Raw genomic sequence first — 9,582 nt, 5'->3', positions numbered from 1 at the left:
CGTTTGACGCCCGCTGAGGTCATCGCCTGGTCCCGCTGCAGCGGCCTCCGCTACGGACGTAAGGACCCGTGTGAGGTGTGCCGGCGCCACGCTGAACAGAACGTCGCCGCTCTCGCCGAGCACGGCATGGTCATCGTTCCCTCGGCACGCATGAACGCTCTGAGCCGTCTCCGGGAGTACACCTCCCACCGCCGAGACTGCTCCTTCTGGGTGGCCCAGCCGTGCAACTGTGGACTCGCCGACTTCGACGCTCCAGAGGAGAGCCATGTCCAACCCTGACGGCGTCCTCGCCGCGATCGACGCCTGCCTTGAGGACTACGACGTCGGCCCCGACGCCATGCGGTGGGCGCCAGACGAGCCCAAGCCTGAACTGCGGGTTGAGCTCAGGCTCGATATGACGATATTCGTTGAGTACTTCGAGCAAGTCAGCCGCGCTCTCGACAGCTTGAGGTTCGGCTGGGTGGAGAGCATGGGAGTCCTCTTCGATGAGTCGACGCACCTATCTGTGCCTCCTGAACCGGACTTCCAGAGCGAGATGCGGGCGAGGATTGAGCAGGCGTACCTCCTCGACTACCCGAAGCTGCTGGCGAAGACGGTTTCCGTCGCCGAGCTGCCCGAGCCAGACGGCGTCGCTCTCGGAGACCCGCCTGCACCGCCGATCCTGTACGCCCCGGTGCTTCCATCACCGGAGGACGTCCTCGCTGTGAGCCTTTCAGAGGGCGCACGACGCTCCATCGGCTCCGCTCGTAGGCTGCCGAACACCGACGCTCCCGAGAAGCTGTATAGCCGCAGGAGGAACCACCGTTGAGCCCGATCGAGGTTCCCGCGACGTTCGCCTACGACCCGGAGGTGGGCGCCGCGTACGTGGCTCTCGCCCCGATGCCGCCGGGAGGCGTCGCCCAAACGGTGGAGGTGCACGCTGTCGTGCAAGCTGACCTCGACGAGGATGGGCGCCTCCTCGGCATCGAGATCGTGGGAGCCCTGCCCGGAACCGTCAACGCCACCGAGGAGAGCCTGTGAGCGTCAACTTGCGGGTGTGGATGCTGCGAATGCAGGCTCACAGTTACCGAGCGCGGGCGGCGCAACTGGACTTGGCCGCCACCATGCTGACCGTCGGCGCCGCCGTACAGAACCTCGTACAGGTCGTGCAGCGAAGCGACGCCACTGACCTCATCGCCGCCCACCCCGATCTCGCTTACGTGGATCTCCAGATGGATGCGTTCTACGGTGAAGCAACGACCACCCCCGAGGAGACCTCATGACTCTGGAACACCGCATCGCCGAACGGCTCTATGCCGCGCTCCGAGACCTGGACAGCGCTGGCGTGAGCGTCCTTGGAGCGGAGAGCGGTCTCGCTTCCGGTCCGCCCGGCATGGCGACCATCCGCCTGACCGTGGAAGACGTGGCCGACATCGCCGCGAAGGCAGCGAGGGAGACGCCGTGACCGATCGCCACGCCGGCTACATCGTGACCCTGGCTGAGGACGTTCGGGAGGACGACGCGGAAGCGATCCTGTCGGCTCTCCGCATGGTGAAGGGCGTCATCTCGGTGGAGCCCGTCGTGGCCTCACCGGTCGACATGCAGATCGCCTCACAGCGTGCCCACCAGAAGTGGCGCGGGAAGATCCTCGACCTCCTCGACGAGATGCCCTGACCGCCGCCCGCGAGGTGGCAGGCTGGCAGCCCAACCCCCAGGAGGACCGTTGAGCACCGAGCATGTCCTTGACGCGATAGACGGCGCTCTCGCATGGGACCTGTCGATGGGCGACGCCATGACGTGGAGCCCACCCGAGCAAGAGCCACCCGCGACGCCTCGCCGCACCCCGCCCGCAGAGCGGGAATTGACCCGCATCACGGTCATCATCGAACAAGGCGACCAGGTCATGATGCTGGAAATCCCCAACCCGATGCAGACCGAACTGAACGTGGACGTCCAAGAGGAAGATCCGCAATGGATGGGCGTCTACGATCTCGCTCCACGCCACCGCAGGGAAACGACCATCGGCATACAGGTCGACGTCGGCTATGAAGGATTCGTTGAGTACAGCGGGCGCCAGCACGTTGCGAGCGTTCTCCAGCGGATAATGGGGGAAGGTCGTTGAGCAAGGCACTGTGGATCGTCGACATCGACGGCACCCTCGCCATCCGAGGAGACCGGGGCCCGTACGACTGGCACCGGGTAGGGGAGGACGTCCCAAACCCGCCCATCGTGACGATCGTCCAAGCCCTCATCGTCGCCGGCCACCCGATCGCGTACGTGTCCGGGCGCAAAGAGCAGTGCCGCCGCCAAACGGAGATGTGGCTGGCCGCGAACGTCGGCCACCTCGACGACGCCGAGGGCTTGTGGCTGCGCGCTGACCACGACAACCGGCCCGACGTGAAGGTCAAACGCGACATCTACCAGAAGCACTTCGCCCACCAAGCCGTCGCCGGAGTCATCGACGACAGAGCAGGCGTGGTTAAAATGTGGCGTTCACTAGGTCTGACCGTCCTTCAAGTCGCCGAAGGAAACTTCTGACCGGGACGCCCTGAGACAATGATCAATCATGTCCCCGGAACTGGTCCTCACTCACCCGCGCTTACCCGGCATCACGCTGCACCGTGGCCCACGCCCAGGGAAGTCGTACCTGCTGGCTGTAGGCGTCGAACTCGGCGGTGACGAACTCGTTGACGTCGGCGAATGGCTCGCTGCGCGCGGCCGGGAAGAACTGAACCGCGCCGAGCGCTAGACACGGCAACGGCCCCCCGCGCCACACGGAGAGCCGCCCGCCCCACCTCGTCAGCCCCACCATCACCAGAGCCTTTCCCAAGAGTACGACCAAGGGGAGGCCATCATGCCCGCGTGGATTCACTCTGACCCGAACGCCGATGACGGCCACTGGCGCGACGACGGCTTGCGGGAATGCGCCCGCGCCAGCCGATGCTCAGACCCGCGCATTGAGACCGCCAACGGGAAAACGGCTCGCCTTCCTGCCCTCACGCCGCGGGCGTTCTGCGACTCAGACCGCGGCGTCATCGCCAGAGACCTCAACGACATCCCCATACTGTTTGTGCGTGTCCACATGGAGCTTGGTGGCTCTCAGCAGGCCGCAAACGGCCCGGTCGTGTCCGTCTCGAAGAGCGCCCCAACCCCCGTGTCCCTGCGCGCCGACGAGCTGATCCGCCTGGTCCTGGCGATCCTCGTCTCATGGGAAGAGCGAGTCCGCCGCATCGCCCGCCTGACGGAGCTCGACACCACCACTTCACGCCGGCGCCGCGACGGAGTCATCCTCAGCCAGGCATACACGATCCTCGCCGCCCACCTGGACGCGCTCCTCGCCCTGGAAGCAGAGCCGATGATGCGCGATGGGGAACTCGTCGACCTCGGCGGAGCAGACGCCGGCCTCGACGTGCTGGACCTCGCGTGGCGGTGCCGAGCGTTCCTCACCGAAACCTCGAAAGCCGCCCGCCACCTGCAGGGCATCCCCTGCTACTGCGGGTTCTGCGAGCTGTACGAGATCCTCGAAGACGGCCAGTTCGCCGGCGCCAAGTGCCGCCAGTGCGGGCAGGACTACAACGCCGGCACGTACAAGGAGCTGACGGACGAGCAGTCCGCGGTCGTGAAGAAGTCCGGCGCCCGCCGCCGTACGGTCACGGCATCGGCCAAGGATGATCTGCTGTCCCGGCGGGCGTGAAAGCCTAATCTTCGTTCATCCATCGATCCATGCAATTCGAGCACACGACTCCTTCGCCGGATTCTCCGGAGGCGCTTGTCCACTCTCCACACCGCCAGCAACGGTCGAGGCGGTCTTGGGTGGCGTAGAAGCCGCAGGCGAAGCACCCGTGGTGAGCTTCAACGGCCCCAACGGTCACGATGCCTTCGACCATGGCTTCTGCGCCGCAGCTGAGGCAGTGGGTAATGATTCTTTCCCCACCTTCCTTGACTGCCCGGTACTCGTTGTAGTTGAGGACGCTCCACCCGTAGTCCCCAGCTGCTGTTTCACCTGCGGGTGCGTACCGGCAGAACAGGCAAGCGCCGTTCTCTCCGTCCCCGAACACGTACGCGTCTTGGAGGCATTCCGGACATTTGACGACCGGGAAATCCGCCGCCGCGAGCTCCTCTTTGAGGGAGTTCATCCGCTCGCGCACCAATACGTCGATTTCTCGAACCTGCGACATCACCGTCTCAAGCGTGGCGTCAATGGCCCGTTTCTCATCGTTGGGAGCCCCGGGGACGAGTTCCTTCTCGATGAAGCGGATCAGCGCGTCCATCGCTGCGGCAACTACGGTCTGGGTTGCGAGGGGATCGGAGTCGAGGTGGGTGAAGTGGGCCACCCGGTTGCGGATCTGCCCGAGTTTCGCGAACCGATCCCGGGCGTCACGGGGGAAGGTGACGTTAGCGATGTTCTCCAAGCGGGTCATAGCTTGCTCTGTACCAACGCTCGTAAAGACCCCAGTTTCGAAGCCACTTCGGGTGGCCTTGTTGGCATCGCTGGTCACCAATGCCCAGTGCTCTCGGGCAAGCCGAGCCTTCAGGAGGATCTCGACGCTGGCGCCGAGGTGGAGGGCTGCGTAGCGAAGTGCGCGGGCATCGCCTTCCGCGAGGTGGTCGACGGCGCTCTCTAGGAAGTCCAGTCCGTTATTGACCACTTCCCAGTTCGTCTCAGCCATAAGCCCTGCCGTTCGCCGTGTGGGGGTGTGACGTGCACCGCGGAGAACGATTGTCGGGCCGCAGCGCTGGTGACGGCAAGACACGTGGCGGGTAGCAGTACGTGGACAACTTGGCATCCACGTCGCGACCTGTTATAAATCGGAGTGATCGTGGAATTGCCAGCCCTCGGACACCTCAGGTGCCGGGGGCTTTTTGCATGTTCGGGGGTGGTCCACATGGACAGACCCGAGCGCATCACCATCGCTGACGCCGCGGCCCGGCTACGTAAGCCGGAGTCCACCGTTCGCGTGTGGGCGTCTCGCTACCACGCCCGCAAGCTCCTCAAGCGCGGTAAGACCGCCTGGTACGACTGGCGCGATATCGCCACCATTGCCCGGCAGCTCCATCTCGGCGAGCCGGTGCCGGCCACCCCGGAAGAGCGCGACGAGATCCGCTCTGCGATCCGCGCCGGCGCCGCAGCCTAGATTCCCTTAGACATTCCGAGATGCCCCTCCTGGCGGGTGGGGCCGGGCTCCATGGTGCTCCCCGTGCCGTGTTGAGCCCCTGGGGTTGGTCGGTCGTGCGCGAGACGGCCGGCCAACCCCCACCAGTCGCGCACCCTCCCTCTGGGGTGGGTGTGCTGTGCGACGCCGAACGCAGAGTCCCCCGACAACGCTGTTCGCCGCACACCGTGGCCCGGCTCTCCTGTGCGGGGGGTCGCCGGAAGAGCCGGACCACACAACCTCCACTCCAACCCCCTGGAGAACAACCATGAAGGTCTACCTAGCTACTTACGGCGCATACTCCGACTTCGAGGTGGTGCGCGTCTTCGCCCGCCGCGAGGACGCCGAAGCCTACGAACTGTCCGACGACGTCGAAGAGTTCGAGGTCGAGGAAGGCCCGGTGGAAACCCGGCTGTGGCACACGATCCGCTGGTTTTCCAATGAGCCAGACGGCGAGCATCAGCAGACGATCCACACCGGTCGCACTTTCACCCTCATGAACCCGCGACACGAGCACTCGGGGCGCCGCGACTACGACGGCCGCCCCAGGCATGTAGAGCACAGGTGGGATTCAGAAAGTCTCACCGTCGGGGGCTGGGACATAGAGCGAGTCCGCAAGGTGTACGGGGAACTCCGCGCGGAGTGGTTGAACTGCAAGGCGCTCGGCATGGTGTGGGACCCGAACAAGGCGGAGTGGACGCCCGGCGAGGTGGACGCCTGATGCGGATCCAGATCCTTCCTCTGCCCAGAGCCGTCGTTGGTGAGGTCTCCACGCAGCCGTTCGCGCTCATCGTGGACCAGTACGACGCGCCCACCACCGAGAAAGAGTTCGACCGGTGGAACCACTTCAAGCAGGGATGCGGAGCCGAAGCGGTCCTGGTCACCCCAGAGACCGTTGAGGTCGTAGACCGGCACGCCGTGACCGCCGAGGACAGCGACGCGGAACGCGACCTCGTCGCCCTCGCTGACTTCCTTGTCGCGAGCTACGACGTGCCTCGCGACCTGTTCGACAGCAAGCACACACCGGCACGTATCGCGGTGAGCCTGCTGCTGTTGCACGCGATGTTCGGCGGCACAGACGAGGTGAAGGCGGCGTTCGCGAAGAGTCTGCCTTCCCTGAGGGAGCAGAAGCCGTGAGGTGGTTCCGCCGTCACCGGGGCTCCCAACCCGGAGACCTCGCACCGGTCGTCCACATCTCCTCCTTCCCCGAAGGCGCCGACCCCGCCGAGGTGGCGCGAGTATTCAGCTACGCCCTCGCCGACAGGTGCCCGCCCGAGCGGCTCACCGCCCGGCAGGTCCTCACCGCCTCCCTCCGAAAAGCCGACTTCCTCGCCGAGGGACACGCCCAAGCCCTCGCGGACGGCATCCTGTTCGACCTCAAAGAGCACGGACTAACCATCGTCGCGAGCGGAGACGTCGAGTGAGCGAGTTGATCTCGTGGCTCCGCTCCACGATCGAGGGCGACAAAGCAGCAGCCGAAGCGGCTGGAGCGCCTCGCCTCATCAAGGTCTCAGTGAAGGACGAGAACGGGTACCGGTGGGACAAGAAGCCCGTCGAGTACAGCGGCGAATGGCAGGTCGCCGGAGACGGGGACGCTGTCGAGCCGGTCTGCCCGGAAGCGGAAGCGATCGTCAGCGCGTCCTGCGGCTGCTGCTGCTCGACCTCTGAAGGGCTGGACGCCGACCTCAAGCACATCGCCATCCACGACCCCAGGGACACGATCGCCCGGTGTGAGGCTGAACTGGTCGAGCTGGACGTGATCGAGGCGATCCCGCACCAGCGTGTCCACGATGACGAGTGGTTCTCGTGCTCGCAGGCCCGTGACGAGCATGGCGAACTGAGTTGCTACCACGACAATCGCGTTGGTGAGCCGTGTGACTGCGGCCGGGACGCCCTGGTGGATCGGCTGATCCGGGCCAAGGCGTACGGCTACCGCCACCGCCCTGGCTTCAACCCTGAGTGGGTGGCCGAGTGAGCGTCCTCCGTCGTATCTGGCGGATCCTCGCCCACCCCCGCCGCTCTTGGCGAGTAATCGCTGACCCGCCCGCCAGTGACACCGCTGCTCTCCTCCGGCTGGCGGTGCCGGTCTGGTTCGTGGCGGCGCTGCTCAACTTCGTACCGGGCTGGCCTGTTCCGCTTCTCCGGCTGATCGACGTGGCGTGGCTGTACGTCGTGCTGGTCGTGGTGAGGCAGCGAGACGAAGCCCGCGCCGAACCGAAACGGACACTTCTAACCTAAACCGGGTGGGGAGCGATTACCCCTGATGAGGTCGCGGAGGCTAGGTCACTCACTGACCTAGCGATCTGTTTGCCGCTCATCCGTTTCGCTGTACAAATCGCCCACCACCTGCGGCACAGCAAGCGCTTTCCGCTCAGTCCGTAACGGTATGGGCTGGTAGAATTTAGTGGTATTCGGCCCCTCAAATGAGAATGCCCGACAGTCGACTTAGGACCGACTGCCGGGCTGCCGATCAACCTGACTCAACCAGGAGACCGACGTGTCAGAACTTAACCTCTTCGGTGGGGCATCCGCCAACTTCGCGGGCGACTATGGCGTGGTCCACTACCCGGAGACGGGGCAGTCCCTACGCTGGGTGAAGATCGACGGCGTCCCGTGGCTGCACTTCGCAGACATCTGCAAGGGCACTGGGCACACCAACACGCGCTCTGCGATCCACCTCGTGGAAGAGGAAGACAAGCGCAAGATCGACATGCGGACTCTTTCCGCAGGTCAAACCGCCGTAAGGTTCCCGACACCGGGCACCGGGAACGCCGAGGCGTGGTTCGTCAACGAGGACGGCTTCGCCACGATCGGTCTCGCTGGTCGAGGTGATGGCCCGAGGGTGTTCCGCCGCTGGGTCGTCAAGGTCGTCATCCCGGCGTTCCGGCAACTGGTGCCCGCCCAGCGCGCCGTGCCCACGTCCTTCGCTGACGCTCTAGAGTTGGCAGCCAAGCAGCAGCGGGAGATCGAGGCCAAGGACGCCCTGATCGCCGGGCAGCAGAAGGAGATCGAAGCGGGCGCGGAGAAGGTCGCCGTCTACAACGACTGGCTCGACCCTGACAATGCCGTTGAGACCACGGACTTCGCGAAGCGCATCGGTCTCCGCTCCGCCCAGCAGTTGAACGGGCACCTTCGGGATCTCGGCATCATGCGTCGTGATGTTCACCCCCGAACGAAGAAGCCCCGCAACCTGCCTACGGCTGACTGGGGACACTGCTTCAAGGTCGTCCCCACGAAGATCCCCACGGGCGGGTTCGTGGACGTCGCGTGGATCCTCCCTGAAGGTCAGTTGGAGATCGTTGAGGAGCTTCGCAACCACGGGCTGATCGACGTGTAGCCCACATGATCTTCGGCCCGGCTGTTGTGCTCACCTTCGGCTGCCGGGCCGAGCAAGTTCCGGGCGGGCGGCAAGGCGGGACAGCAAAGTCTTTCATTCGGCCACTTTCCTGATCTCTGCGGCCTTCGCTGGGTTCGCCTCCCGCCCGGCACCGCCCCCGACCCCCTGATGGAGTGACCATGCGTATCGCGATCACGTTCGAGAGCAGGTTCCGCGACCTGGAGCAGGGAACCGCTGCCGCTCTGCAGATCGAGGAGAAGGCCAAGGAACTCGGCCTGATCATCACGAACCTCGACATCGACCCGCACGCCTGACCTCCTTCCCGTCCCCCAGGGAGCACGCCCCGTGAACCGTGAGACCGCGATCGTTGAGTTCTTCCGAGCCCGTCTCCGCGAAGACGAGCAGATCGCCCGCGCCGGAGAAGACGCCTGCTGGCACGTCGACTTCTGCGACGACGATGGGCCGCCGTACCACCAGCGGTTCGACCCAGAGCGGATGCTTCGCGACGTCGAGGCTGATCACAAGCTCCTGGAGCGCTACGACTACTGCGTTCGTGTGGGCGGTCAGGTCCCTGGCAACGAAGCCCTCGACGTAGCGCGCGACGAGTACGAGCAGCACATCTTCCCGATCCGCATCGCTCGGTTCTCCGACCACCCCGCCTATGCCGCTCTCGTGGCTTCACGGTGGGTGTACGAGGACTACGTCTCTGCTGTCGGTACGGTGACGACGTGACCGCGACCTTGCCTGACCCGTACTTCGATCTCGACGCCCAAACCTTGAGTGATCGCGGGCTGTACGAGCTGCCGTGGCATGGCGAGCTCCTCGCATGGATGCTCGCCGAGGGCATGGCGCCGAACGATACCCGCCGTGTCGAGGTGTTCGTGGTGGACTGCCCGTTCGCCCGCGTAACGAGGTACGCCCTCACCGAGAACGGCAAGCGCATCGCGAACGACGCCGGAGACGAACTGGTGACGGTCGAGGAGACCATGCTCGTGTCGTCGCTCCCGCCTCTGCCTCCGGCCTGATTGTCGGTCTCACCTCGTAGTCTGCGCTCGTGGACGAGTCAGGGCTACCGCCGAGACCGCCGCTTGTCGTGTTCCGGAACCGGGTGGC

The 9,582-nt window shown here is 65.2% G+C and carries 21 protein-coding genes; 19 read left to right on the top strand and 2 right to left on the bottom strand.

All coding sequences use genetic code 11. From position 1 onward, the window contains the following. Positions 1 to 3: 3 nt before the first annotated feature. From ACVCAG_RS30030 to ACVCAG_RS29995, 8 genes are read left to right on the top strand one after another with little or no spacing between them, the layout of a single operon-like run. On the top strand, positions 4 to 279 hold the full coding sequence (locus ACVCAG_RS30030; protein ID WP_447190788.1) for a hypothetical protein: 276 nt from the start codon (positions 4 to 6) through the stop codon (positions 277 to 279). After that, positions 266 to 808: a hypothetical protein gene (locus ACVCAG_RS30025; RefSeq protein ID WP_447190787.1), complete on the top strand. Its 543-nt coding sequence runs from the start codon at positions 266 to 268 to the stop codon at positions 806 to 808. Before ACVCAG_RS30030 ends, ACVCAG_RS30025 begins: the two co-directional genes overlap by 14 nt. Next, positions 805 to 1,020, top strand: coding sequence for a DUF2283 domain-containing protein (locus ACVCAG_RS30020; RefSeq protein WP_447190786.1), 216 nt, complete (start codon positions 805 to 807; stop codon positions 1,018 to 1,020). Before ACVCAG_RS30025 ends, ACVCAG_RS30020 begins: the two co-directional genes overlap by 4 nt. Next, on the top strand, positions 1,017 to 1,262 hold the full coding sequence (locus ACVCAG_RS30015; protein WP_447190785.1) for a hypothetical protein: 246 nt from the start codon (positions 1,017 to 1,019) through the stop codon (positions 1,260 to 1,262). Before ACVCAG_RS30020 ends, ACVCAG_RS30015 begins: the two co-directional genes overlap by 4 nt. Beyond that, positions 1,259 to 1,444, top strand: coding sequence for a hypothetical protein (locus tag ACVCAG_RS30010; protein ID WP_447190784.1), 186 nt, complete (start codon positions 1,259 to 1,261; stop codon positions 1,442 to 1,444). The genes ACVCAG_RS30015 and ACVCAG_RS30010 overlap by 4 nt, the downstream gene beginning before the upstream one ends. After that, complete coding sequence (locus ACVCAG_RS30005) at positions 1,441 to 1,653, top strand: hypothetical protein (RefSeq protein WP_447190783.1); 213 nt, start codon at positions 1,441 to 1,443, stop codon at positions 1,651 to 1,653. Before ACVCAG_RS30010 ends, ACVCAG_RS30005 begins: the two co-directional genes overlap by 4 nt. Before the next feature lie 49 nt (positions 1,654 to 1,702). Continuing rightward, positions 1,703 to 2,101, top strand: a complete 399-nt coding sequence (locus ACVCAG_RS30000) for a hypothetical protein (protein ID WP_447190782.1) — start codon at positions 1,703 to 1,705, stop codon at positions 2,099 to 2,101. Next, positions 2,098 to 2,517, top strand: coding sequence for a phosphatase domain-containing protein (locus ACVCAG_RS29995; protein WP_447190781.1), 420 nt, complete (start codon positions 2,098 to 2,100; stop codon positions 2,515 to 2,517). The genes ACVCAG_RS30000 and ACVCAG_RS29995 overlap by 4 nt, the downstream gene beginning before the upstream one ends. Before the next feature lie 61 nt (positions 2,518 to 2,578). Here ACVCAG_RS29995 and ACVCAG_RS29990 read toward each other — a convergent pair whose 3' ends face one another. After that, entirely contained in the window at positions 2,579 to 2,821 is a 243-nt protein-coding gene (locus ACVCAG_RS29990) for a hypothetical protein (protein ID WP_447190780.1), read from the bottom strand. A gap of 12 nt (positions 2,822 to 2,833) precedes the next feature. Here ACVCAG_RS29990 and ACVCAG_RS29985 point away from each other — a divergent pair, with 12 nt between their 5' ends. Next, entirely contained in the window at positions 2,834 to 3,673 is an 840-nt protein-coding gene (locus ACVCAG_RS29985) for a hypothetical protein (RefSeq protein WP_447190779.1), read from the top strand. 4 nt (positions 3,674 to 3,677) lie between these two features. Here the strand turns inward: ACVCAG_RS29985 and ACVCAG_RS29980 are convergent, their stop codons facing one another. Continuing rightward, complete coding sequence (locus ACVCAG_RS29980) at positions 3,678 to 4,649, bottom strand: hypothetical protein (protein ID WP_447190778.1); 972 nt, start codon at positions 4,647 to 4,649, stop codon at positions 3,678 to 3,680. A gap of 216 nt (positions 4,650 to 4,865) precedes the next feature. Between ACVCAG_RS29980 and ACVCAG_RS29975 the strand changes: the two genes are divergently transcribed. The 10 genes from ACVCAG_RS29975 (at position 4,866) to ACVCAG_RS29930 (ending at position 9,494) form a co-directional block, all read left to right on the top strand. Then, positions 4,866 to 5,114 carry a hypothetical protein gene (locus tag ACVCAG_RS29975; protein WP_447190777.1) on the top strand — a complete coding sequence of 83 codons (249 nt, stop codon included), beginning with the start codon at positions 4,866 to 4,868 and terminating at the stop codon, positions 5,112 to 5,114. A gap of 286 nt (positions 5,115 to 5,400) precedes the next feature. Further along, complete coding sequence (locus ACVCAG_RS29970; protein ID WP_447190776.1) at positions 5,401 to 5,853, top strand: hypothetical protein; 453 nt, start codon at positions 5,401 to 5,403, stop codon at positions 5,851 to 5,853. After that, on the top strand, positions 5,853 to 6,269 hold the full coding sequence (locus ACVCAG_RS29965; RefSeq protein WP_447190775.1) for a hypothetical protein: 417 nt from the start codon (positions 5,853 to 5,855) through the stop codon (positions 6,267 to 6,269). The genes ACVCAG_RS29970 and ACVCAG_RS29965 overlap by 1 nt, the downstream gene beginning before the upstream one ends. Further along, positions 6,266 to 6,556, top strand: coding sequence for a hypothetical protein (locus ACVCAG_RS29960; RefSeq protein WP_447190774.1), 291 nt, complete (start codon positions 6,266 to 6,268; stop codon positions 6,554 to 6,556). The genes ACVCAG_RS29965 and ACVCAG_RS29960 overlap by 4 nt, the downstream gene beginning before the upstream one ends. After that, entirely contained in the window at positions 6,553 to 7,107 is a 555-nt protein-coding gene (locus ACVCAG_RS29955) for a DUF6221 family protein (RefSeq protein WP_447190773.1), read from the top strand. The genes ACVCAG_RS29960 and ACVCAG_RS29955 overlap by 4 nt, the downstream gene beginning before the upstream one ends. 104 nt (positions 7,108 to 7,211) lie before the next feature. Then, positions 7,212 to 7,370, top strand: coding sequence for a hypothetical protein (locus ACVCAG_RS29950; protein WP_447190772.1), 159 nt, complete (start codon positions 7,212 to 7,214; stop codon positions 7,368 to 7,370). 259 nt (positions 7,371 to 7,629) lie between these two features. Next, the gene (locus ACVCAG_RS29945) at positions 7,630 to 8,469 is read left to right on the top strand and encodes a BRO family protein (RefSeq protein WP_447190771.1); all 840 of its coding nucleotides are present in this window, start codon (positions 7,630 to 7,632) and stop codon (positions 8,467 to 8,469) included. A gap of 179 nt (positions 8,470 to 8,648) precedes the next feature. After that, complete coding sequence (locus tag ACVCAG_RS29940) at positions 8,649 to 8,783, top strand: hypothetical protein (RefSeq protein ID WP_447190770.1); 135 nt, start codon at positions 8,649 to 8,651, stop codon at positions 8,781 to 8,783. A 31-nt stretch (positions 8,784 to 8,814) separates the two neighbouring features. Further along, a complete protein-coding gene (locus tag ACVCAG_RS29935; RefSeq protein WP_447190769.1) occupies positions 8,815 to 9,201 on the top strand; it encodes a DUF6221 family protein in 387 nt (128 codons plus the stop codon). Then, positions 9,198 to 9,494, top strand: coding sequence for a hypothetical protein (locus ACVCAG_RS29930; RefSeq protein WP_447190768.1), 297 nt, complete (start codon positions 9,198 to 9,200; stop codon positions 9,492 to 9,494). The genes ACVCAG_RS29935 and ACVCAG_RS29930 overlap by 4 nt, the downstream gene beginning before the upstream one ends. Positions 9,495 to 9,582 lie beyond the last annotated feature (88 nt).

The organism is Streptosporangium sp. G12 (genome assembly GCF_052983175.1).
This window is presented reverse-complemented; position numbering and strand designations above follow the sequence as displayed.

What these genes read in the sequence shown, in the direction of transcription:
- ACVCAG_RS30010 (WP_447190784.1), top strand. Translation starts at nt 1,259, where the DNA reads ATGACTCTGGAACACCGCATCGCCGAACGGCTCTATGCCGCGCTCCGA.
- ACVCAG_RS29980 (WP_447190778.1), bottom strand. Translation starts at nt 4,649, where the DNA reads ATGGCTGAGACGAACTGGGAAGTGGTCAATAACGGACTGGACTTCCTA.
- ACVCAG_RS29985 (WP_447190779.1), top strand. Translation starts at nt 2,834, where the DNA reads ATGCCCGCGTGGATTCACTCTGACCCGAACGCCGATGACGGCCACTGG.
- ACVCAG_RS29975 (WP_447190777.1), top strand. Translation starts at nt 4,866, where the DNA reads ATGGACAGACCCGAGCGCATCACCATCGCTGACGCCGCGGCCCGGCTA.
- ACVCAG_RS29940 (WP_447190770.1), top strand. Translation starts at nt 8,649, where the DNA reads ATGCGTATCGCGATCACGTTCGAGAGCAGGTTCCGCGACCTGGAGCAG.
- ACVCAG_RS29965 (WP_447190775.1), top strand. Translation starts at nt 5,853, where the DNA reads ATGCGGATCCAGATCCTTCCTCTGCCCAGAGCCGTCGTTGGTGAGGTC.
- ACVCAG_RS30025 (WP_447190787.1), top strand. Translation starts at nt 266, where the DNA reads ATGTCCAACCCTGACGGCGTCCTCGCCGCGATCGACGCCTGCCTTGAG.
- ACVCAG_RS29970 (WP_447190776.1), top strand. Translation starts at nt 5,401, where the DNA reads ATGAAGGTCTACCTAGCTACTTACGGCGCATACTCCGACTTCGAGGTG.